20 protein-coding genes are annotated in these 21,742 nt (G+C 58.9%); 7 read left to right on the forward strand and 13 right to left on the reverse strand.

Annotated elements, in window-relative coordinates; all coding sequences use genetic code 11:
- Positions 1 to 4 precede the first annotated feature (4 nt).
- The 6 genes from bioD to K5D32_RS21555 all read left to right on the forward strand — a co-directional run bounded on the left by bioD (position 5) and on the right by K5D32_RS21555 (position 7,276).
- A complete protein-coding gene (gene bioD, locus K5D32_RS21530) occupies positions 5 to 685 on the forward strand; it encodes a dethiobiotin synthase (protein ID WP_221561447.1) in 681 nt (226 codons plus the stop codon).
- A gap of 162 nt (positions 686 to 847) precedes the next feature.
- Positions 848 to 1,144, forward strand: coding sequence for a pyrroloquinoline quinone biosynthesis protein PqqE (locus K5D32_RS21535; RefSeq protein ID WP_095068362.1), 297 nt, complete (start codon positions 848 to 850; stop codon positions 1,142 to 1,144).
- A gap of 321 nt (positions 1,145 to 1,465) precedes the next feature.
- Positions 1,466 to 3,271 (forward strand): phenylacyl-CoA dehydrogenase, encoded by a 1,806-nt coding sequence (locus K5D32_RS21540; protein ID WP_198727619.1) that lies wholly within the window; start codon positions 1,466 to 1,468, stop codon positions 3,269 to 3,271.
- Positions 3,272 to 3,510: 239 nt separating this feature from the next.
- Positions 3,511 to 4,809 (forward strand): diguanylate cyclase, encoded by a 1,299-nt coding sequence (locus tag K5D32_RS21545; RefSeq protein WP_221577166.1) that lies wholly within the window; start codon positions 3,511 to 3,513, stop codon positions 4,807 to 4,809.
- Positions 4,810 to 5,013: 204 nt separating this feature from the next.
- Positions 5,014 to 6,792, forward strand: coding sequence for an acyl-CoA dehydrogenase C-terminal domain-containing protein (locus tag K5D32_RS21550; RefSeq protein WP_221601758.1), 1,779 nt, complete (start codon positions 5,014 to 5,016; stop codon positions 6,790 to 6,792).
- Positions 6,793 to 7,114: 322 nt separating this feature from the next.
- Positions 7,115 to 7,276: a YqaE/Pmp3 family membrane protein gene (locus K5D32_RS21555; protein ID WP_038400070.1), complete on the forward strand. Its 162-nt coding sequence runs from the start codon at positions 7,115 to 7,117 to the stop codon at positions 7,274 to 7,276.
- Between the two features lie 40 nt (positions 7,277 to 7,316).
- Here K5D32_RS21555 and K5D32_RS21560 read toward each other — a convergent pair whose 3' ends face one another.
- The 12 genes from K5D32_RS21560 to K5D32_RS21615 all read right to left on the reverse strand — a co-directional run bounded on the left by K5D32_RS21560 (position 7,317) and on the right by K5D32_RS21615 (position 18,141).
- On the reverse strand, positions 7,317 to 9,143 hold the full coding sequence (locus K5D32_RS21560; protein ID WP_221601759.1) for a S9 family peptidase: 1,827 nt from the start codon (positions 9,141 to 9,143) through the stop codon (positions 7,317 to 7,319).
- Positions 9,109 to 10,275 (reverse strand): pyrroloquinoline quinone biosynthesis protein PqqE, encoded by a 1,167-nt coding sequence (gene pqqE, locus K5D32_RS21565; protein ID WP_221601760.1) that lies wholly within the window; start codon positions 10,273 to 10,275, stop codon positions 9,109 to 9,111. The genes K5D32_RS21560 and pqqE overlap by 35 nt, the downstream gene beginning before the upstream one ends.
- Positions 10,268 to 10,543, reverse strand: a complete 276-nt coding sequence (gene pqqD, locus K5D32_RS21570) for a pyrroloquinoline quinone biosynthesis peptide chaperone PqqD (RefSeq protein WP_221601761.1) — start codon at positions 10,541 to 10,543, stop codon at positions 10,268 to 10,270. The genes pqqE and pqqD overlap by 8 nt, the downstream gene beginning before the upstream one ends.
- Entirely contained in the window at positions 10,540 to 11,292 is a 753-nt protein-coding gene (gene pqqC / locus K5D32_RS21575; RefSeq protein ID WP_221601762.1) for a pyrroloquinoline-quinone synthase PqqC, read from the reverse strand. Before pqqC ends, pqqD begins: the two co-directional genes overlap by 4 nt.
- 8 nt (positions 11,293 to 11,300) lie before the next feature.
- Entirely contained in the window at positions 11,301 to 12,212 is a 912-nt protein-coding gene (pqqB, locus tag K5D32_RS21580) for a pyrroloquinoline quinone biosynthesis protein PqqB (RefSeq protein WP_221601763.1), read from the reverse strand.
- A 96-nt stretch (positions 12,213 to 12,308) separates the two neighbouring features.
- Positions 12,309 to 12,380, reverse strand: a complete 72-nt coding sequence (pqqA, locus tag K5D32_RS21585; RefSeq protein ID WP_008365141.1) for a pyrroloquinoline quinone precursor peptide PqqA — start codon at positions 12,378 to 12,380, stop codon at positions 12,309 to 12,311.
- Between the two features lie 159 nt (positions 12,381 to 12,539).
- Positions 12,540 to 14,807 carry a pyrroloquinoline quinone biosynthesis protein PqqF gene (gene pqqF / locus K5D32_RS21590; RefSeq protein ID WP_221601765.1) on the reverse strand — a complete coding sequence of 756 codons (2,268 nt, stop codon included), beginning with the start codon at positions 14,805 to 14,807 and terminating at the stop codon, positions 12,540 to 12,542.
- Positions 14,808 to 14,921: 114 nt separating this feature from the next.
- A complete protein-coding gene (locus tag K5D32_RS21595; RefSeq protein ID WP_221601767.1) occupies positions 14,922 to 15,494 on the reverse strand; it encodes a HupE/UreJ family protein in 573 nt (190 codons plus the stop codon).
- 26 nt (positions 15,495 to 15,520) lie between these two features.
- Positions 15,521 to 16,138, reverse strand: coding sequence for an urease accessory protein UreG (ureG, locus tag K5D32_RS21600; RefSeq protein ID WP_201005089.1), 618 nt, complete (start codon positions 16,136 to 16,138; stop codon positions 15,521 to 15,523).
- A gap of 17 nt (positions 16,139 to 16,155) precedes the next feature.
- Positions 16,156 to 16,830 carry an urease accessory protein UreF gene (locus K5D32_RS21605; protein ID WP_200995194.1) on the reverse strand — a complete coding sequence of 225 codons (675 nt, stop codon included), beginning with the start codon at positions 16,828 to 16,830 and terminating at the stop codon, positions 16,156 to 16,158.
- Positions 16,827 to 17,327, reverse strand: coding sequence for an urease accessory protein UreE (gene ureE, locus K5D32_RS21610; protein ID WP_198727629.1), 501 nt, complete (start codon positions 17,325 to 17,327; stop codon positions 16,827 to 16,829). Before ureE ends, K5D32_RS21605 begins: the two co-directional genes overlap by 4 nt.
- Before the next feature lie 181 nt (positions 17,328 to 17,508).
- Complete coding sequence (locus tag K5D32_RS21615; protein ID WP_025262188.1) at positions 17,509 to 18,141, reverse strand: TetR family transcriptional regulator; 633 nt, start codon at positions 18,139 to 18,141, stop codon at positions 17,509 to 17,511.
- Between the two features lie 227 nt (positions 18,142 to 18,368).
- On the opposite strand from K5D32_RS21615, the gene K5D32_RS21620 reads away from it, so the two are divergent.
- Positions 18,369 to 20,435, forward strand: a complete 2,067-nt coding sequence (locus K5D32_RS21620) for an AsmA family protein (protein ID WP_221601769.1) — start codon at positions 18,369 to 18,371, stop codon at positions 20,433 to 20,435.
- A 59-nt stretch (positions 20,436 to 20,494) separates the two neighbouring features.
- Here the strand turns inward: K5D32_RS21620 and K5D32_RS21625 are convergent, their stop codons facing one another.
- Complete coding sequence (locus tag K5D32_RS21625) at positions 20,495 to 21,028, reverse strand: bacterioferritin (protein ID WP_025262186.1); 534 nt, start codon at positions 21,026 to 21,028, stop codon at positions 20,495 to 20,497.
- Between the last annotated feature and the right edge of the window lie 714 nt (positions 21,029 to 21,742).

Raw genomic sequence — 21,742 nt, forward strand, 5'->3', positions numbered from 1 at the left:
CGAGATGAGTGCTGCGTATTTCATCACTGGAACCGATACGGACGCGGGGAAGACCACTGTCGCCGCTGGCCTGCTGCATGCGGCCCGACTGGCCGGGCTGAGCACGGCGGCGGGCAAGCCTGTCGCTTCCGGTAGCGTCATCACTCCCCAAGGGCTGCGCAATGCCGATGCCCTGGCTTTGCTGGCCGAATGTTCGCTGGAGCTTGGCTACGACGACGTCAATCCCTTTACCTTCGAGCCCGCCATCGCGCCGCATCTGGCCGCCCGGGAGGCCGGTGTGTCGCTGACGGTCAATGCCTTGCTGCAACCCATGCGCCGCCTGCTGGAGCGAAACGCGGATTTCACCCTGATCGAAGGTGCGGGCGGCTGGCGCGTACCGCTGGCGGACCAGAGCAACCTTTCCGATCTGGCCATGGGGCTGGGGCTGCCGGTCATTCTGGTGGTGGGTGTGCGCCTGGGCTGTATCAACCATGCACTCCTGACTGCCGAAGCCATCGCCCAGGACGGGCTGCAACTGGCGGGCTGGGTCGCCAATATCATCGAGCCCAAGACCTCGCGGCTGGAAGAAAACCTTGCCACCCTGTCCGAGCGTCTGCCAGCACCCTGTATCGGGCGTGTGCCGCGCCTCAAGAAGGCGAGTGCCGAAGCCGTTGCGGAACACCTGCATCTGGAGCTGCTCGACTGATTTTGAAACACATTCACTATGTCGCTGATACACAAGGCGCTTTTGCCCGGTTCAAGGCATAACCTATTATCCGGCTATGTGCCATTAGTCTTTTTGTCGAGTATTCCGCTGCATTTACTGGTTCAATAGCACTTGTTCGCTATTTGAACTGAGGACCGGCTTATGCAAATCACCATGAACAATACTCTCTATCCAGGCCTGAGCGCGATTCAGGTTGGGCAGGAGCGTGTCGATCAGGCGGCCACCCAGATCGCCAGCACCAACATCGAAGTTTCCGGCAGAAGCCAGTCTTCGGATTTCCAGCTCGAAAACCTGCGCTCTGTCGACCGTAGCCAGCGTTCCGACCTGCCCGCCAACATCGTTGAGCTGGCCGCTGGCAAAGAACAGATCCAGGCGGGTCTGGCAGCTCAGAAAGCCAGCGATGAAGCGCTGGGTACACTGATCGACACTTACGCATGATCCCCAGCGCCGTGCCTTCCGTGCACGGCGTCATTTTCTGAATTTCCCCCTATCAGCAGCCTGTATCGCCTGCGCAACCTCTTTTCCCTCACCTAGACTCACAGTATCGTTTTCTCGACGCTGTATGCCTTTGCGTGCGCGGCCGGTAGCGTATTGATGACAAACGGTGTGTGAAGCGCTATTGACAAGATTTAGGCGTAAACGTATGTTTCAAACACCTGTTTGACCGTAAGGCATACGAGATTGTCTGGTGCCTGGGAGTATGCTCCCGGCGACCGCCCGGTCATTCGTTCCAGGATTCATCAGCAGAGGTTTATCGCTATGCCTGAATACAAGGCCCCCTTGCGTGATATTCGTTTCGTTCGTGATGAGCTGCTCGGTTATGAGGCGCACTATCAGAGTCTGCCGGCATGCCAGGACGCAACGCCAGACATGGTCGATGCCATTCTTGAGGAAGGTGCCAAGTTCTGCGAACAGGTACTGGCTCCCCTGAACCGTGTCGGCGACACCGAAGGTTGCACCTGGAGCGAGTCGGGCGTTAAGACGCCGACCGGCTTCAAACAGGCATACAAGCAATTCGTCGAAGGCGGCTGGCCGAGCCTGGCTCATGACGTCGATCACGGCGGTCAGGGTCTGCCCGAGTCTCTGGGCCTGGCCGTCAGCGAGATGGTTGGCGAGGCCAACTGGTCATGGGGCATGTACCCGGGCCTTTCGCACGGCGCGATGAACACCATTTCCGAGCACGGTACGCCTGAGCAGCAAGAGGCTTACATGACCAAGCTGGTGTCCGGCGAATGGACCGGCACCATGTGCCTGACCGAGCCTCACTGCGGTACCGACCTTGGCATGCTGCGCACCAAGGCCGAGCCTCAGGCCGATGGTTCCTACAACGTCACCGGCACCAAGATTTTCATTTCCGCTGGCGAACACGACATGGCCGACAACATCGTCCATATCGTGCTGGCGCGTCTGCCGGATGCTCCGGCGGGCACCAAAGGTATTTCGCTGTTCATCGTGCCCAAGTTCCTCCCTGCCGCCGACGGCAGCATCGGTGAGCGCAACGCTGTGACCTGCGGCTCCATCGAACACAAGATGGGCATCCACGGCAACGCCACCTGCGTGATGAACTTCGATTCGGCCAAGGGCTTCCTGATCGGTCCGCCGAACAAGGGCCTGAACTGCATGTTCACCTTCATGAATACCGCTCGTCTGGGGACCGCATTGCAAGGTCTGGCCCACGCCGAAGTCGCGTTTCAGGGTGGCCTGAAATACGCTCGCGACCGTCTGCAGATGCGCTCGCTGACCGGCCCGAAAGCGCCCGACAAGGCCGCTGACCCGATCATCGTTCACCCTGACGTGCGCCGTATGCTGCTGACCATGAAGGCTTTCGCCGAAGGTACGCGGGCTATGGTGTACTTCACCGCCAAGCAGGTCGATATCGTCAAGTACAGCGAAGACGAAGACCAGAAGAAAGCCGCCGACGCACTGCTGGCGTTCATGACGCCGATTGCCAAGGCCTTCATGACCGAAGTGGGCTTCGAAGCCGCCAACCATGGCGTTCAGATCTACGGTGGCCACGGTTTCATCGCCGAGTGGGGCATGGAGCAGAACGTTCGCGACAGCCGTATCTCGATGCTGTACGAAGGCACCACCGGCATCCAGGCGCTGGACCTGCTGGGCCGCAAGGTCCTGATGACTCAGGGCGAAGCGCTCAAGGGCTTCACCAAGATCGTCCACAAGTTCTGCCAGGCCAACGAAGGCAGCGAAAGCGTTCAGGAATTCGTGACGCCACTGGCGGCGCTGAACAAGGAATGGGGCGAGCTGACCATGAAAGTGGGCATGGCCGCCATGAAGGATCGTGAAGAAGTCGGTGCCGCTTCGGTGGATTACCTGATGTATTCCGGTTATGCCTGCCTGGCTTACTTCTGGGCCGACATGGCGCGTCTGGCGGCCGAGAAACTGGCAGCCGGCACATCCGAGCAAGCCTTCTACACCGCCAAGTTGCAGACTGCGCGTTTCTACTTCCAGCGCATCCTGCCGCGTACCCGTACTCACGTCGCCGCCATCCTTTCCGGTGCTGGCAACCTGATGGACATGAAAGAGGAAGACTTCGGCCTGGCTTACTGACAAGTCCGGTCGTAGCTCAAAGCCGTCTGGCCCTTCGGGGTCAGGCGGCTTTTTCGTAGGTTGATGAAAAAGCGTGAGAAAGCGCTTTCTTGCTCAAGCAATCAATAAACCTTTTCGGTCTCCTGCCGTTACAGAAAAGTAGCCAGCTATCAATCCTGCTGTATGCATTGTTCACTGGAGAAAGGCACAATGCCATTACTCCAGATATTCACTCCGATGCCGAGTAGGAGATATTCCCCTTGTTGCGTCCATCTGCTGCACGATTGAGTCATTTTCTCCCTTCTGCAGCGTTGTTGTTTGCAGGGCTGGCGGCTGCCTACGTCAAGGACCTGAACGTTTTCTTCACCTCCCTGTTCAACGTGCTGCCGACATTGGTGCTGTTGCTGGGCGGTGCGTATTGCGGTGTGTACCGGCGTCAGCGTGAGCTGTTTCTGATGATCACCGTCTACGTCGCCTACTTTCTTCTCGACACTCAGACTGATTACTACCGCGATAATGGCAAGGTTCGCGAAGATGCGGCGGTGATCTTTCATCTTGTGTGTCTGCTGTTGCCGTTGATGTTCGGGCTTTACGCGGCCTGGGAAGAGCGTACGCACCTGTTCCAGGATCTGGTGGCGCGCATTGCGGTGCTGCTGGCCGTGTGCAGTGTGGCATTCGGGCTTGAGCAAAGTTATCCCGTCGCAGTGCAGACCTGGCTGGCGGATATCCGCTGGCCTGCGCTGCATGGTTCGTGGATGAGTCTGATCCAGCTGTCGTATGCGATGTTTCTGGGGTCGTTCGGTCTGTTGATCTGGCAATACCTGGAAAAGCCACGGCCTTTGCATGCGGCGCAGATCGTCGGTTTACTGGGACTCTTCTGGGCATTGCCCAAGACCTTCATCCTGCCGTTCACCCTGAATATCATGTGCAGCCAGGTGATGCTGATGATTGCTGCGGCGGTCGCTCACGAGGCCTATCAGATGGCATTCCGCGACGAGCTCACCGGTTTGCCTGGGCGTCGGGCGCTCAACGAGCGCATGCAGCGCCTCGGGCGCAATTATGTGCTGGCCATGAGCGACGTCGATCACTTCAAGAAATTCAACGACACCCACGGCCATGATGTGGGCGATCAGGTGCTGCGCCTGGTGGCCAGCAAACTGTCGAAAATCACCAATGGCGGCGGCAAGGCCTATCGCTATGGCGGTGAAGAGTTCGCCATCGTTTTCGCTGGCAAGACCCTGGAAGAATGCCTGCCTCATCTGGAAGCCATTCGCGAGAGCATCGCCAATTACGAAATCCTGCTGCGCAACAAGGACAATCGCCCCAAGGACGACCAGCAAGGTCGGCAAAAACGGGGAGCGACAGCGTCCAACAGTGTTTCGGTAACGGTGAGTATCGGAGTTGCCGAGCGTCAGCCCGAGCACCGCACGCCCGAAGAAGTTCTCAAGTCTGCCGACCAGGCGCTGTACGCCGCCAAGGGCGCGGGCCGCAACTGTGTCATTTCCCACGGTCAGCAGAACAAGCGCGGCGCGGTGCGTACCGCTGACGCCACAAGCTGATTTAGATGAGCGGTGCAGGCTGCGCCGTGTCGTTTCGTCTGTCAGACAAGTTTGTGACTTTAATTTAATTTATAGTCACACCTTGACCCTATGTCTCTGAATCGTTGTTCGGTTAGACTCGCGATCATTGCCACCTGATCCGGGCATACAGCGTGCCCGTATCTTCTTTCAGGTTTTTCTTGCTCCCTGCTTGTGAGGTTTGCCATGGCTGACTACAAAGCCCCGTTGCGCGATATGCGTTTCGTCCTCAATGAAGTATTCGAAGTTTCCACACTCTGGGCTCAACTGCCCGCGCTTGCCGAAACTGTCGATGCCGAGACGGTCGATGCGATCCTCGAAGAGGCAAGCAAGGTCTGCAGTAAAACCATCGCTCCGCTCAGCCGCAACGGCGATGAAGAGGGTTGCCACTGGAACGATACCGTCGTCACCACGCCTGCGGGTTTCCCCGAAGCCTACCGGACCTATGCCGAAGGCGGCTGGGTCGGTGTTGGCGGCAACCCGGATTTTGGCGGCATGGGCATGCCCAAGGTGGTGTCGGCCCAGGTCGAGGAAATGCTCAACTCTGGCAGCCTGGCGTTCGGGCTGTACCCGATGCTGACCACCGGCGCCTGCGTCTCGATCAACACCCACGCGAGCGAAGAACTCAAGGCGATTTACCTGCCGAACATGTACTCGGGCGTCTGGTGTGGCTCCATGTGCCTGACCGAAGCCCATGCCGGCACCGACCTTGGCATCATCCGCACCAAGGCCATTCCTCAGGCAGACAACTCCTACAAGATCACCGGCAGCAAGGTGTTCATTACTGGCGGCGAGCACGACCTGACCGAGAACATCATCCATCTGGTACTGGCCAAGCTGCCGGATGCGCCTGCAGGACCTAAAGGTATTTCCCTGTTCCTGGTGCCCAAGTTCATGGTCAACGCGGATGGCAGCCTGGGCGAGCGCAATACCGTCAGCTGCGGCTCCATTGAGCACAAGATGGGTATCCAGGCTTCTGCTACCTGTGTGATGAACTTCGACGATGCCGTCGGCTATCTGATCGGCGAGCCCAATAAAGGCCTGGCGGCCATGTTCACCATGATGAACTACGAGCGCCTGGGCGTTGGCATTCAGGGGCTGGCTTCCGGTGTGCGCTCTTATCAGAACGCCGTGGAATATGCCCGCGACCGCCTGCAAAGCCGTGCGCCCACCGGCGCGCAAAACAAGGACAAGGCGGCTGACCCGATCATCGTTCACCCGGACGTGCGTCGCATGCTGCTGACGATGAAAGCCTTCAACGAAGGTGGTCGGGCCTTCTCCAGCTATGTGGCCCTGCAACTGGATATCGCCAAGTTCAGCGAAGACGATGCCGCTCGTCAGCGCGCCGATGATCTGGTCGCACTGCTGACACCGGTCGCCAAGGCATTCCTGACTGATATCGGCCTGGAAACCACGGTTCACGGCCAGCAGGTGTTCGGTGGCCATGGCTACATTCGCGAATGGGGCCAGGAGCAACTGGTACGTGATGTGCGCATCACCCAGATCTACGAAGGCACCAATGGCATCCAGGCGCTGGATCTGGTGGGTCGCAAGATTGTCGGGTCGAACGGTGCGTTCTATCAGTTGTTCGCCGACGAAGTGCAGGCCTTCATCAGCGAATCCGACAGCTCACTGGCCGAGTTCGCCAAGCCTCTGGGCGCTGCGCTGGACATGCTAAATGAGCTCACTCGCTGGGTACTGGACCGCGCGCGTTCCAACCCCAACGAAATCGGTGCGGCCTCGGTCGAGTACCTGCACCTGTTCGGCTACACCGCTTACGCCTACATGTGGGCGAGGATGGCCAAGGCAGCGCTGGGCAAGGAAGGGCAGGAAGAGTTCTATGCCAGCAAGCTGGGTACTGCGCGTTTCTACTTCGCCCGCCTGCTGCCGCGTATCCACTCTCTGGATGCCAGCGTGCGTGCGGGCAGTGAGTCGTTGTATCTGATGGATGCTTCACAATTTTGAAGGTAACAGTCTGTAAGCATTTGCTTACACAACGTGTTGGCTTTTTGCCTCTTCCCTCAGAATGGATCCAAAGTTACTCTAAATCCATGGACGTAGCGCAGGATGCGCAATAAGACATAACAGGGACACGAAGGGATACCTGCCAGGATGGCGGGACGAAAGGGATATCAGGGAAACAGTCTGGAAAGCCCCGCTTAGGCGGGGCTTTCTTTGTTCCTGCGATTTAATAATGGCTGTGTGCCAGATCGCGTGGAACCCTTGCTGATGCTCAGGGTCGATTAGCTACCAGGCCTGCAAAAGGTCATCCACTAGGAGCTTGCCCATGGACATCATTCGTATCATCTTCGCTATCCTGCTGCCACCACTGGGCGTTTTCCTGCAAGTCGGCTTCGCGGGTGCCTTCTGGCTGAATATCCTGCTGACACTGCTGGGCTATATCCCGGGCATCGTGCATGCCGTTTATATCATCGCCAGTCGTAAGTGATTTGAATCCCTTCGCGAATGAATTCGCTCCTACGGTGAACTCATTCGCGAAATGCATCCCGGTAAAACTGCCATTCGGCTTCCAGCGCATCGGCCAGGTTTTCGGCCTTGCGAAAGCCATGGCGTTCGTCGGGGTAGAAATGCGCATGGGCCGGGATGCCGTTGTCCTGTAAGGCCTTGAGCATGGCGCGGGTCTGTTCGGGGACTACCACGGCATCCAGCTCGCCCTGAAAGAAAATCACCGGAACGCTGATGCGTTGCGCATGCAGCACAGGCGTTCTGGCCTGATAGCGTTCGATATCTTTCACCGGGTCGCCGATCAGCCAGTCCAGGTAATCACCTTCAAACTTGTGAGTCGCCTTGCCTAGGGCGATGGGGTCGCTGACGCCATAAAGGCTTGCTCCGGCGCGGAAGACCTTGTGGAAGGCCAGAGCGCAGAGTGTCGTATAACCGCCTGAACTCCCTCCACGAATGAACGCCCGATCCTTGTCGATCAAACCTCGTTGCGCCAAGTGCTCCACGACCGCACAGGCGTCTTCTACATCCGCAACACCCCAGTTCAGATGCAGGCTTTGTCGATAGTCGCGGCCATAGCCCGTGCTGCCGCGATAGTTGAGGTCGGCGACGGCGAAACCGCGTTGGGTCCAGTACTGGATGCGTGGGTCCAGCACCGGGTAGCAGGCCGAGGTAGGACCGCCATGGATAAACACCAGCAGCGGCGGTTTTTCGGTGTCGTCCATGGCCGGGTAAAAATAGCCATACGCCTCGGCCCCGCCACTGGCGTAACGCAAGGATTGCGGGCGACTGATGCGCTCGGGTGGCAAGGGCGCGACACCGCCCGCCAATACCTGTGTGCTGCGGTCCTTGCGGGAAATGGCCAGCACTGCCGACGGGCTGGTGGCTGACGCTGCGATGCAATAGATGAACTGCTCATCAATGGCCAGACTGCGGAACCGGGTGTAATCGCCGCTGAAGTCTTCGACCGAGCCATCCTGATGGCGCAAACCCAATACGCCAAAGCCGTCTTGCGACCAACTGGCGAGGTAGCCGCTGTCCACCGGCAACCAGGTGCAGCCGCCCAATTGCCAGGGGGCCGGTGAGTGATCGGCAGCCGCGGCGGGGAAGGGCGCAAAACCTGAAGGTGTCTCACCCCAGGGCTGCCAGAAGCCATCACGATCCGTCAGGCAGCACAGCCGCCCTTGGGCATCGAAGCGCGGTTGTTGCAGTGATTCGTCCTCGGAGCCGTCGCCTGCCACGCAACGTTCCCTGGACCAGCCGCCATCGCTCAGCCGCTCGGCACACATCAACCGGGTTCGGGTCCAGGGCTGGTGCGGGCGTTGCCATTCAATCCAGGCCAATCGTTGCTTGTCGGGACTGAGGACAGGCGACGAATAGAAGTCCGCACCTTCGGCCAGCAGATGACGCTGGCCGTCAACCAGATCAATTGCCACCAGACGATGAGTGGCGCGATCTTCCTCTACCGCCAGAATCTGCCCGTCAGCGAAATGCACCGCGCCATAACGTCGCTCGCCATGTGTAAGCTGAAAGGGCGCGCCAGCGTCCAGTGCCTGTCGATAGAGCTGCTGGTCGCGTTCATTGACGAAGACCACGGCATCGTCGGCAATGCAGAAGGCTCCACCGCCGTATTCGTACACCCGGCTGCGAACGCTGAAACCTTCGGGCGTCAGGCAGCGGGCATGGCCTTCGGACCAATGCCAGATCCGGCTGGCCGCATCCTGCGGGCGAAACTCGCTCCAGAACAGGCCGACCAGGCTTGCGGCCAGTTCGGCATAGTCGACACCGGCAGCAACGGCCTGAGCGGCGCTGAACAGATCAGGACTTGGCGATGAGGCGTGAGTTTCGTTCATTGCGAAAGGCCAGTTCTTCGATGGTTTGGGTCGCTGTTTCAGCTTCGTCACGGGCCTGGGTGATCATTCCGTGATGCGGGGATTTACTGCACACCGGATCGGCATTGGCGGCATCGCCCGTCAGCATGAAGGCCTGGCAACGGCAGCCGCCGAAGTCTTTTTCCTTCTCGTCGCAGGAGCGACAAGGTTCGGGCATCCACTCGTAACCACGAAAGCGATTGAAGCCAAACGAGTCGTACCAGATGTGCTGCATGCTGTGGTCGCGCACATTGGGAAACTCGACCGGTAACTGACGCGCGCCATGGCAGGGCAGCGCAGTGCCGTCCGGGGTCACGGTCAGAAACAGCTTGCCCCAACCGTTCATGCAGGCCTTGGGGCGTTCTTCGTAGTAGTCCGGCGTGACGAAGATCAGCTTGCAGGGATGTTTTTCGGTCGCCAGCTTTTCCCGGTACTGGTTGGTGACGGCTTCTGCCCGTACCAGTTGATCCTTGGTGGGCAGCAGACCCACACGGTTCAGGTGCGCCCAGCCATAGAACTGACAGGTTGCCAGCTCCACGAAGTCGGCTTCCAGCGCCAGACACAGCTCGATGATCCTGTCGATCCGGTCGATATTGTGCCGATGGGTGACGAAGTTCAGCACCATCGGGTAGCCGTGCTTTTTCACTGCACGGGCCATTTCCAGTTTTTGCGCGAAGGCTTTTTTCGAGCCCGCGAGCATGTTGTTCACCTGCTCGTCGCTGGCCTGGAAACTGATCTGGATATGGTCCAGGCCTGCTTCCTTGAAATCGATGATTTTCTGTTCGGTCAGGCCGATCCCGGAAGTGATCAGGTTGGTGTAGTAGCCCAGTCGTCGGGCTTCAGCGATCAGCACGGCCAGATCCTGGCGCACCAGCGGTTCACCGCCGGAGAAACCAATCTGCGCCGCGCCCATCTGTCGTGCCTGTTGCATGACCGTGAACCACTGCTCGGTGCTCAACTCCTGGCCTTGTTTTGCAAAGTCCAGCGGGTTGGAGCAATACGGGCATTGCAGCGGGCAGCGATAGGTCAACTCCGCCAGCAGCCACAGTGGCAGCCCCACAGGTGGCGTTGGCGGAATGAGGACGTCCCCGGTTGTGAGCCCTGTCTCAGTCAAGGTTGATCCAACTCTCTTTATGAGCGACGCTCATGAAGTCTTCAACATCGGTGCCCAGCTCCGGAATGTTCGGGAAGCGTTCCTGCAACGATGCGATGATCTGCGCCACATTGCGTTGCCCGTCTACCAAAGCGCCGATCAGGCCTGCACTTTCATTCAACTGGATCATGCCTTCGGGATAAAGCAGCACATCGCACTTCTGCGCAACTTCGTGCTGGAAGCGATAACCCTGACGCCAGGAGGGGACTAACTGTCTATCGAATCTCATAGGCTGATTCCCTTATGCCATACGTTCTTGTTGGTGACGCTGTGATAAGGCGGGCGGTGCAACTCGTACGCCATGCTCATGGCGTCCAGCATGCTCCACAAAATGTCGAGTTTGAACTGCAGAATTTCCAGCATGCGCTGCTGGCCTTCATGGGTGGTGTAGTACTCAAGTGTAATCGCCAATCCATGTTCAACATCGCGACGTGCCTGACCGAGGCGAGTGCGAAAGTACTCATAGCCTGCCGGATCGATCCACGGATAATGCTGCGGCCAGGTGTCCAGGCGCGACTGGTGGATCTGCGGCGCGAAGAGTTCGGTCAATGAGCTGCTGGCCGCTTCCTGCCAATTGGCGCGTCGGGCGAAGTTCACATAGGCATCCACGGCAAAGCGAACACCTGGCAGCACCAGCTCCTGCGAGCGCAGTTGGTCCGGGTCCAGCCCCACGGCCTGGCCCAGGCGCAGCCAGGCTTCGATGCCGCCGTCTTCGCCGGGGGCGCCATCGTGGTCCAGCAGGCGCTGAATCCACTCGCGGCGGATTTCGCGATCCGGACAGTTGGCCAGAATCGCCGCATCCTTGAGCGGGATATTCACCTGATAGTAGAAGCGGTTGGCGACCCAACCCTGAATCTGCTCGCGAGTCGCCCGGCCTTCATACATCGCCACGTGGAACGGGTGATGAATATGGTAGTAGGCACCCTTGGCGCGCAGGGCCTGTTCAAATTCGGCGCGCGACAGCGCAACTTCGCTCATCTTGGCTCCTAAAGTTCGATGCTCATGCCGTCATAAGCCACTTCGACATCGCGGCGAACCAGCTCGGCGCGTTCCGGGGAATCTTCGTCGAGGATGGGGTTGGTGTTGTTGATGTGGATAAGTACCTTGCGCTGCTTTGTAAAGCCTTCGAGCACTTCCAGCATGCCGCCCGGGCCGTTCTGGGCAAGGTGGCCCATTTCCCGGCCTGTGCGCGTGCCGACGCCGCGGCGCTGCATTTCGTCGTCGTCCCACAGTGTTCCGTCCACCAGCAGGCAATCGGCGGCGTGCATCTTTTCCAGCAGCGCCTCATCGACCTTGCCAAGGCCTGGCGCGTAGAAGAGTTTGCCGCCGGTTCTGAGGTCTTCGACGATCAGGCCGATGTTGTCGCCCGGATGCGGGTCGAAGCGGTGCGGCGAGTAGGGCGGTGCGGCGCTGCGCAGTGGGAAGGGCGTGAAGCGCAGGTCCGGGCAGGCGGGAATGACGAAACTGCCTTGCAGCTCGATACGGTTCCAGTTCAGACCGCCATTCCAGTGCTTGAGCATCTCGAACAGCGGGAAACCGGTGCTCAGGTCTTCGTGGACCATGTCGGTACACCAGACCTGATGCGGGCAACCTTCGCGCAGGCTGAGCAACCCCGTGGTGTGGTCGATCTGGCTGTCCATCAGCACAATGGCGTTGATGCCGGTATCGCGCAGTGCCCGGCCCGGTTGCATCGGCGCGAAACCTTGCAGTTGTGCCCGGATGTCCGGCGAGGCGTTGCACAGGACCCAGTTGACGCCATCGTCGGAGATTGCGATGGACGATTGGGTGCGTGCCCTGGCGTTAAGGCTGCCATCACGAAAGCCTGCGCAATTGACGCAATTGCAGTTCCACTGGGGGAAACCACCGCCGGCAGCGGAACCTAGAATCTGGATGTACATGTCAGCTCCATACCGCGTGACCTGAAACGCTGAAATAAAAATGGCCCGGCCAATAAAAAAAGCCCCGGCGAACCGAGGCTTTGCACCGCATGTGTATCAACGGCTTGCGAAGTACATGGTGACTTCAAAGCCGATACGCAGATCAGTGTAAGCAGGTTTGGTCCACATGGGAGACTCCTTCAGATGATTGCAGCGGTTGGTGACTACATCTTAGTGCGTACGCGCGTGCATACGTTCAGATGCTTAGGGAGCTATCTTACTTAATTTAACGATTTGGCAGGGTGCGAGTTTCATGAAAGATGCCTGTCACAATCAGCGGTTGCCCGTTCAGGCCGCAGGAACAGGGCGGTTGGACAGAATGAGCCACCCTGCGCTGGCATCGTTCAACTGACCGGCGGCAGCGAGTAACGAGTGTTTTTCCAGATGTAACAGTGCTTTTTTAAGCGGCTCGGGACCGCTCTTTTCATGCCCGGCCAAGCGAGCTTGCCACAGCAATTCTGCCGTCTGTTCATGGGGCATTGTCGCTGTATCGAACTGCCCGGCCAGTGTCTGCCGCAGTCCCGGAAGGTCGGCGTCGTCGATCAGGTCTGGCAGCTCACCCATGAACGTCTCGATGTGCCGGACAATCTGCCCGGCGCTGCATGTGGGCGATTGCACGCCAAACAACAACCCGGTTCGTCCGGCGATTTGCCTCAGGCCGCTGAAAACGGCGTAGCCCAGTTGCAGTTCGACTCGCAGGCGTTGATAGAAGGGAGCCTGTATCAAGTGCGCCAGCAGACGCCAGGCTGCTTCATCTTCCATGGACAGGCCGGGAGCGGTGCAGAACACCAGCACGGCATCTTCCGGCGAGCCTGATTCCTGCGTGTGCCAGCGCTTGCCGGGTAGTATTGAGGGCGCTTCAGTTGCCGTGTCATCCACTGCGCCAGGCATGTCCTGTAATGCGGCATTGACGAGCGCCAGGCTGTGGGCGGGCAGGCCAACGACAAGGCTGATCCGTCGGGAACTGGCCCAGACGGTCTGAATATCATCACTGCATTGCCCGGCAGTCATGTTCAGGAACTGATCGGGAAGCGCCTTGAGCAATTCTCGAATCGGAATCAGCGCTGGCCCGCTGTGCGCCTGAGCATGGCGCGGGTCGGGGTGCAGCAACAATTGCCGGGCGTGTTCGATGATGGCTGGCATCGGTTCGTGAATGCCGCTCAGCCTGAGCTCCCAATAAGTGCCGTAGGCGCTGAAAGATACTGTCACACCGGCTTGCCGAGCCTGTTCGATCAGGTTCTGCAGGCTGCCATTGAGCATCCGCCACAATCGGAGTTGTGGGGCCTGCAACCGCCAGCGCAGAAAGAGGGCCGCTTCGGCACTGTCGGTGCTTTCGACCAACAGCAAAGGATTGGCGGTCGGCAGGCGCCATTCGATTTGTCCGCAGGCCGGGTTGTCCACAGGCTGTGCGGTGAGAAGGGTTTCGGGTTTCAGTTGGTCGAGCACTGCACTCAGTGCGTGCAGGTCGTCACCGGACGCATTGCGGCAAAAATGATGCGCCAGCTCCAGGGCACCACAGGTTTGCAGACGCCGTTGTTGCAGGCGACGGTATTCATCGATCAGCTCGGGCCAGCGGGTCTTGAAGAAGGCGAGCCAGTCGAAAAACAGCGTGGCCAGGGTGCCGGATGAATCAGGCGCTGCGCCAACGCACTCGATATCAAGCAGCAACTGACCCTCGAATTGATACAGCGGCGTGGCCTTGAGCGAGTCGATCAGCCCTTGGCTAATAAGTGCTGCAACCAGCCCGCCCCTCTGGGGCTCCATCAGCCAGTGGCAGAAAAATGCGACAGCCTCTTCGGTGTTCGCCGGCAAGCCTTCGCAGGCAAAGAGCAGATGCGTACCGGTTGTTTTGTGATCAGGTCGTTTATCGATCAGGCGCGGCGGCGTTTGCTGCGTGACTCTGCTCCCGGCGCTGAGGAGCGCACCATGCTCTGCGGCCAGGTCCTTCAATTCAGCCAGCGATTGAGGGCCGCTCAGGCACAGAGTGATCTGCCTGGCTTGATAGAAGCGCTGATAAAACTCATGAAGCGCCTGCTGAAACGCCGGGTTAGGCACTGAAAGGCTGTAACGGTTGCCCGCATGAAAGCCACGAATGGGATGCCGCGGGTTGATGGGTTCAAGCAGGCTGATCTGCTGGCGGGCCTTGGCATCCTGAGTCCAGGCGATGAATTCGGCATGCAGCACTTCACGCTCGCGCAACTGATCGGGCAGTGACATGCGCGGGTGAGCGAGCATATCGCACAGCCGTTCCAGCCCTTGGGCGAATGCAGCGGGAGGCAATTCAAAGAAAAAGTCTGTGGTGCGTTCGCGGGTGCTGGCATTGATCTGCCCGCCATGGCGTTGTACGAAAGCCATGAGGTTCTGGTCGGCAGCGAAGCGCTCGGTGCCCAGAAAAAACAGATGCTCCAGAAAATGCGCCAGCCCCGGCCACGCCTGTGGAACATCATGGCTACCGGCCGCAACCCGAAGCGACGCCGCACAACGCTTGAGCCGTGGCGCATGACACAGCACCACGTTCAAGCCATTGGGCAGTACAAGTCGCTGAATATCAGGCATGACCGTTTCCACGGAAAACAAGTCGTCATGCTAACGGATATTTCTGGCCTCTTCGCGACTGAAGTCGCTCCCACGGATTTTGAAGGAGCGAATTTATTCGCGAAAAAATGTGTGTCAGCCTGCCAACAACCAGACACCCGTTGCCGCCGAAGCCGCACCGGCAATCCGCACCAGCGGCGCAGCGGCTTGAGGCAATACGCGCACGACGGCGTAGCCAGCCGCATGCAAGGCCGCCGTTGCCGCGACGAAACCGGCTGCGTAAGCCCATGGGCTGGACATGTCCGGCAGCTCAAGGCCATGGGCCACGCCATGGAACATCGCAAATACGGCTGTGGCCACGACGGCCAGTGCCAGCGGTGGACGAACAGCCAGCGCAACGGCCAGGCCCAGCGCCAGTACCGAGGCCGAGATACCGCTTTCCAGCGCAGGCAGTTCCAGACCGGCAAAGCCCAGCAGGCCGCCGATCAGCATGGTGCCCACGAAGGTGCAAGGCAGTGCCCAGCGGGCGGCGCCTTGCTGTTGCGCGGCCCACAAGCCGACCGCAAGCATGGCCAGCAGGTGATCCAGACCACCGACCGGATGGCCGAGGCCCGCGATCAGGCCGTTATCGCCATGGCCTGGGTGTGCCAGAGCCAATGTAGGAGTGAGCAGCAAGGCGAGGACGCCGAGGGCTTTTTTGTAGTTCATTGACAGGTTTCCTTGGAGGTTTGAATTCAGGCGTTGATCGTCAGCAGACCCTGGCGCTCGATAATGGCAATGATCTCTTCCAGACCCTGGCCGGTTTTCTGGTTGCTGAACACGAAAGGCTTATCGCCGCGCATCTTCTTCGTATCGCGATCCATCATTTCCAGAGAGGCGCCCACCAGTGGTGCCAGGTCGATCTTGTTGATCACCAGCAGATCGGATTTGCAGATGCCGGGGCCGCCTTTGCGCGGCAGCTTGTCGCCCGCCGAAACGTCGATCACATAAATCGTCAGGTCCGACAATTCAGGGCTGAAGGTCGCCGACAGGTTGTCGCCACCGGACTCGACAATGATCAGGTCCAGGCCCTCGAAGCGGCGGTTGAGCTGGTCAACGGCTTCCAGGTTAATGGAGGCGTCTTCGCGAATCGCCGTGTGCGGGCAGCCGCCGGTTTCCACGCCGATGATCCGTTCCGGTGCCAGTGCTTCGTTGCGTACCAGAAAGTCGGCGTCTTCACGGGTATAAATATCGTTGGTCACGACCGCCAGGTTGTAGCGCTCACGCAAGGCAAGGCACAGAGCCAAAGTCAGTGCGGTCTTGCCGGAACCGACCGGACCACCGATACCGACGCGCAGAGGTTGGCTGTTCATTGAGTTCTCCATGGATTCTAGGACCGGAACAACCGGCTGTATTGACGTTCATGGGCCATGCTCGCCAGTGACAGACCGAAAGCGGCGCTGCCGATCTGTTGGCTGTCTTGAGCAGTGGCGTTCTGTTGGGCCTGCTGCAACAAGGGCAGCAGTTCACTGGTCAGTCGTTGTGCAGCTTGCTGGCCCAGCGGCAGGGTTTTCATCAGCACTGCCAGCTGGTTTTCCAGCCAGCTCCATAGCCACGCAGCGAGTGCGTCCTGCGGGCTGATCTGCCAGGCCCGTGCCGCCAGCGCCCAGCCCAGAGCCAGATGCGGCTCGCCGGTCTGTTCCAGAAAGCGGCGGGCAGGGCGATCCAGCTCCGGCAGGCCATTGAGCAACTGTTGCAGCGAATAGCCCATCTGCCGGCTTTCCAGGTGCAGCTCACGGGTTTCCCGGCTGGCGCGGTGCTGCTCGCTCAGTTGCAGCAACTGGCCCCAATCTTCCTCAGCGGCGGCTGTGCAATGAGCGAGCATCAAGGGCGCTTCGAAACGGGCGAGGTTGAGCAGCAATTGATCACCGATCCAGCGCGCAGCAGTTTGCGGATCGACCACGATGGATTGCTCCACAGCCATTTCCAGCCCTTGTGAATAGCTGTAGCCGCCAATCGGAAGCTGAGGGCTGGCCAGACGCAGAAGCGCCCAGGCACGGTTCACTTGCGCACGCCGAACTGGTGCAGGCGCGGTGCGTAATTGAAGTCTTCCTCACCGGCCCGTGAATGGTGATGACCACCGCCGTAGGCACCGTGCTCCGGCTGGAAGGGCGCTTCGATGGTTTCGGTGGTTGCTCCCAACTGATCGAGCATGGCCTTGAGCACGTAGTCGTCCAGCAGGCGTAGCCAGCCGTCGCCCACTTGCAGAGCGACGTGGCGGTTGCCCAGGTGATAGGCCGCACGGGTCAGCTCAAACGTGCTGCTGCAGGTTACGTGCATCAGTTGTTCTGGACGTGCACAGACCCGAACGATGCGGCCATCTTCGGCCTGTAGGAATTCACCGTCATGAAGAGGCGGCTGGCCGCGTTGCAGGAACAGTCCTACGTCTTCGTTCTCGGCACTGAAGCAGCGCAGGCGGCTTTTGCTGCGGGCCTCGAAATTCAAATGCAGCTCGGCGGCCCATTCGGTTTGGGGGTCGATTCGTTTATGAATCACCAGCATCAGGAAGCTTCCAGCTAATTGCGATGCTTCAAATCAGAGCAAGGGGCTTGCCAACAGTGCAGGAATCATAAAAAGACAGGCGTGACGGGAGGCCTGAACAAAAAAGCGTCAATTGATTGCTCTGTTTTGGTGCGAGTGTTTATTTGTGTTTCAAGCTGGTGCGATTTTTCTGACGGAGATATCAGTCATTACTTCCAAGACCTTTCCAGTGCTTGGCGCCCATGAAGATAAAGCGCAGTTGCTGGGTGATCTTGGCCTGGGGAGTGAGATGGGCCGCGAGGGTGGCAGCAGGCGGGTCGATCAGCTCGGGCAGCATGGCGAAGACGCTCTTGACCACCAGGTCGGCAATCACCGACAGCGCCTTGATATCGAGGTGTTTCCATTTGGGCATTTTCGCCAGATCGGTGGTCAGGTCGGCGCTGATGCCTTCGCGCAAGGCCCCAAGCGCCTGACGCACCTTGAGAGAGCCGCCATATTGCTCACGGGCCAGAAACAGGAACTGCGAACGGTTGGCTGCCACCTGATCGAGAAAGATCTGCACCGAGGCATGAATCAGCCCGCCCATGACCAGCTCGTTATGGCGCACAAGGCGAATGGTTTCGCGAAAGGTCTGGCCCACTTCACTGACCAGTGCCAGTCCCAACTGGTCCATGTCTTCAAAGTGGCGGTAGAAACCGGTCGGTACAATGCCTGCCGTGCGTGCGACTTCCCGCAGGCTCAGGCTGGCGAACCCGCGCCCGCTTTCCATCAACTGATGTGCGGCGTCCAGCAAGGCTCTTCGGGTCTGTTGTTTCTGTTCGGCGCGGGGCAGCATGAGGTAAAAAATTCTACGATTGGACTATGTTGCACTCTAGCAAATGAGCTTTGCATGCGTCGAAAGGCTTTTTGCCGGGATGGCCTGACGCGGCTACCTTTTCCATTGAATGGAACCTGTTGGGCTATTTACCTATCACAGCAAACCCTCGGCGCTTTTGTCAGTCGAAGGAACATGTCGTATTCAACGCACCATGGCCGGTGCGTTGGTTTTTGGAGTGACGTGCGATGACGCGCAGCCGCAAGATTTTCGCCTGGACAGGCGCCACGTTGTTACTGGTGCTTGCCGTATTGGTCATTGTGATCGCCACCTTCGACTGGAACCGCATCAAACCCACCCTCAACGAAAAAGTCAGCGAAGCGCTGCATCGTCCGTTCGCCATCAACGGTGACCTTGCCGTGCTCTGGCAGCGTGAACCGGAGTCCGGTGGCTGGCGCGCCTGGGTGCCATGGCCGCATTTCGTGGCTCAGGACTTGAGCCTGGGCAACCCCGAGTGGTCGAAAACGCCGCAAATGGTCACCCTCAAGCAAGTCGAGTTTCGTCTTGCCCTGCTGCCTTTGCTGGTGCAGGAGGTTGTGATCCCGCGCATCGACCTGACCGGCCCCGAAGCCCGGCTTGAGCGCCTGGCCGATGGCCGCGCCAACTGGGTCTTCGACCTGCCCAAGTCCGACCCCAATGCCGAGCCTTCCAACTGGGTGCTGGATATCGGCGCGATCAAGTTCGATAAAGGGTTGGTCAGCTTCAATGACCAGATCCTGAAGACCCAGCTGGATCTGGTGATCGACATGCTGGGCAAGCCGATCCCCTTCGGTGACATCGTCGGCAGCAAAGAGGCGAAGAAGGCTCAGGACAAGGGCGCTGTTCCGCAGGACTACGCCTTTGGCCTGTCGGTCAAAGGCCAGTATCACGAGCAGAAGTTGAGCGGTACAGGCAAGGTCGGCGGTTTGCTGGCCTTGAAGGACGTCACACAGCCGTTCCCGGTGCAGGCCGACTTGAAGATCGGCGATACGCAAATTGCAATTGCCGGCACCTTGACCGATCCACAGAACCTCGGTGCGCTGGATCTGCGTCTGAAACTGTCCGGCACCAGCCTGAGCCATCTCTATCCATTGACTGGCGTTGCCTTGCCTGACTCGCCGGCCTATTCCACCGATGGCCGACTGATCGCCAAACTGCACGACGCTGCCGGAGCGAATTTTCGCTACGAAGGCTTCAACGGCAAGATCGGCAACAGCGATATTCATGGCGACCTGAGCTTCGTGGCCAGCCAGCCACGTCCCAAGCTCAGCGGTGTGCTGGTTTCCAACCAGTTGCTGTTCAGCGACCTTGCGCCGCTGATTGGTGCCGACTCCAATGCCGCGCAGAAAAAGCGCGGTGGCGAGAGCAAGCAGCCCAAGGGCAAGGTCCTGCCCGTGGAAGAGTTCCAGACTGACCGCTGGCGGGCGATGGATGCCGATGTGGAATTCACCGGCAAGCGCATCGTCCAGAGCCCGGACTTGCCCTTTACCGATCTGTATACGCATCTGTTGCTCAATGACGGCCAACTGAGCCTTCAGCCGCTACGCTTTGGTGTGGCAGGCGGCAAGCTGGATGCCGAAATCCGTCTTGATGGCCGCACCCAGCCATTGCAGGGCCGCGCCAGACTGTCGGCGCGCAACTTCAAGCTCAAGCAACTGTTCCCGACCTTCGAGCCCATGAAGACCAGCTTCGGTGAGCTCAATGGCGATGCCGATATCAGCGGTCGCGGCAACTCGATTGCAGCCTTGCTGGGCACCGCCAATGGTGACTTGAAAATGCTGGTCAACGACGGCGCCATCAGCCGGGGCCTGATGGAAATTGCGGGGCTCAACGTGGGTAACTACGTGGTCGGCAGGTTGTTTGGCGACAAGGACGTGAAGATCAACTGCGCGGCGTCGGATTTCGGCATCAAGGACGGCCTGGCCACCAGTCGCCTGTTCGTGTTCGATACCGAGAACGCAATCATCTACATCGACGGCACGGCGAACTTCAAGACCGAACAACTGGACCTCAAGATCAACCCAGAGTCCAAGGGTTTCAGGGTGTTCTCGCTGCGCTCGCCACTCTACGTGAACGGCCCGTTCGCCAGCCCCAATGCAGGCGTGCAATCAGGCCCATTGCTGTTGCGCGGCGCGGGCATGGTGTTGTTGGGCGCTACGGTCGGTCCGGCGGCGGGGCTGCTGGCACTGGTCGCTACGGGTGACAGCACACCGAATCAGTGCGGGCCATTGCTGGAGCAGATGAGGGCGGGCAAGGCGCCCAAGACCGTGAAATAAAACTGCAGGCTATGTAGGAGCGAATTCATTCGCGAATGAATTCGCTCCTACGCGGTGGATCAGAGGTCGTTCAGGATATCGGCCATGTCATCCGCATGCTCTTCTTCCTGTGCCAGGATGTCTTCGAAGATACGGCGGGTGGTCGGGTCGGATTCGCCGATGTACTGGATGATTTCACGGTAGCTGTCGACGGCGATGCGTTCGGCAACCAGGTCTTCGTACACCATTTCCTTGAGGGTATTACCGGCAACGTACTGTGCATGCGAGTGCTTGGTCAGCAGGTCCGGGTTGAACTCCGGTTCGCCGCCCAGTTGCACGATGCGCTCGGCCAGCTTGTCGGCGTGCTCCGCTTCCTGCTGTGCATGCTCCAGAAACTCCGCAGCAGCCACGCTTGCCTTCAGGCCGTTTGCCATGAAGTAGTGACGTTTGTAGCGCAATACGCAGACCAGTTCGGTTGCCAGCGACTCATTGAGCAGACGCAGGATGGTCTCCCGGTCCGCGCTGTACCCTTCGGTGACGGCACCGTTCTCAACGTTGTGACGTGCGCGTTCACGCAGGCTGCTGACATCGGATAGCTGGGGTGCAGAAATCATGATTTATCTCCATGGTTCATCAGGTTTTCGTCCCGCTCTTGGTGAAGGGCTCGGCGGGATCGTCACTAGGTGTGAGTGATGAACAACGAGAAAGTTTTATCGAATTTTGGATAACCCGACCTTTGCAGTCGATGTAAAAAATATAAGAAACGACTGCAAAACACAGTGGTCCCTAACTTGAGGCATTCATTTATGGAGAGACAAAATGCTCAAGTTTCTAGGTGGCACCGTCGGCATCATTTTCCTGATCGGTCTGATCGTGGTCATTGCGCTGTTCAAGCTGGTTTTCTGATACCCGATAGATAGCTCGCTGCTCCCGGCAGCGAGCTTTTTGATGGCTACTGGCATCAAGCCTTGATGCGCAAATTCTTGCGCACCCCTCTTTGACAAATCCCCCTCAAAACCTCTGCCAGGCCTTATGAGCCAGGCGCTTCCGTCGTCTGGGCAACATCTTGCGCAGGTGCGCAGCGGCTTGCGCACTTTTTCATGGTTTTTGTACGAAAAATAACCATTTCTGAAGAGGTAAATTCTTAACTTATTGATTTATATATTTAAATTAAAGAAGGCATGACTCTTGATGCAAGCCGCACCCAGGCACGAGCGATGTTGCTCGTCACCACCACGGGCGCGACACATGACTCACAAGCACGGCACCCTTCAACAACGGCGTGCAACCCGCTTCGACAAGACACCCTCAACCGGCACCAGTCTGTG

Origin of the sequence: Pseudomonas cichorii (assembly GCF_019719005.1) — a bacterium.
GTDB classification, from domain to species: domain Bacteria; phylum Pseudomonadota; class Gammaproteobacteria; order Pseudomonadales; family Pseudomonadaceae; genus Aquipseudomonas; species Aquipseudomonas cichorii_E.

Coding starts and splice junctions, on each gene's coding strand:
- pqqF (WP_221601765.1), bottom strand. CDS start 14,807: ATGCCTGATATTCAGCGACTTGTACTGCCCAATGGCTTGAACGTGGTG.
- K5D32_RS21625 (WP_025262186.1), bottom strand. CDS start 21,028: ATGATTTCTGCACCCCAGCTATCCGATGTCAGCAGCCTGCGTGAACGC.
- K5D32_RS21550 (WP_221601758.1), top strand. CDS start 5,014: ATGGCTGACTACAAAGCCCCGTTGCGCGATATGCGTTTCGTCCTCAAT.
- K5D32_RS21595 (WP_221601767.1), bottom strand. CDS start 15,494: ATGAACTACAAAAAAGCCCTCGGCGTCCTCGCCTTGCTGCTCACTCCT.
- K5D32_RS21560 (WP_221601759.1), bottom strand. CDS start 9,143: ATGAACGAAACTCACGCCTCATCGCCAAGTCCTGATCTGTTCAGCGCC.
- K5D32_RS21535 (WP_095068362.1), top strand. CDS start 848: ATGCAAATCACCATGAACAATACTCTCTATCCAGGCCTGAGCGCGATT.
- bioD (WP_221561447.1), top strand. CDS start 5: ATGAGTGCTGCGTATTTCATCACTGGAACCGATACGGACGCGGGGAAG.
- K5D32_RS21620 (WP_221601769.1), top strand. CDS start 18,369: ATGACGCGCAGCCGCAAGATTTTCGCCTGGACAGGCGCCACGTTGTTA.
- pqqD (WP_221601761.1), bottom strand. CDS start 10,543: ATGAGATTCGATAGACAGTTAGTCCCCTCCTGGCGTCAGGGTTATCGC.
- K5D32_RS21615 (WP_025262188.1), bottom strand. CDS start 18,141: ATGCTGCCCCGCGCCGAACAGAAACAACAGACCCGAAGAGCCTTGCTG.
- K5D32_RS21540 (WP_198727619.1), top strand. CDS start 1,466: ATGCCTGAATACAAGGCCCCCTTGCGTGATATTCGTTTCGTTCGTGAT.
- K5D32_RS21555 (WP_038400070.1), top strand. CDS start 7,115: ATGGACATCATTCGTATCATCTTCGCTATCCTGCTGCCACCACTGGGC.
- ureG (WP_201005089.1), bottom strand. CDS start 16,138: ATGAACAGCCAACCTCTGCGCGTCGGTATCGGTGGTCCGGTCGGTTCC.
- ureE (WP_198727629.1), bottom strand. CDS start 17,327: ATGCTGGTGATTCATAAACGAATCGACCCCCAAACCGAATGGGCCGCC.
- pqqB (WP_221601763.1), bottom strand. CDS start 12,212: ATGTACATCCAGATTCTAGGTTCCGCTGCCGGCGGTGGTTTCCCCCAG.
- pqqC (WP_221601762.1), bottom strand. CDS start 11,292: ATGAGCGAAGTTGCGCTGTCGCGCGCCGAATTTGAACAGGCCCTGCGC.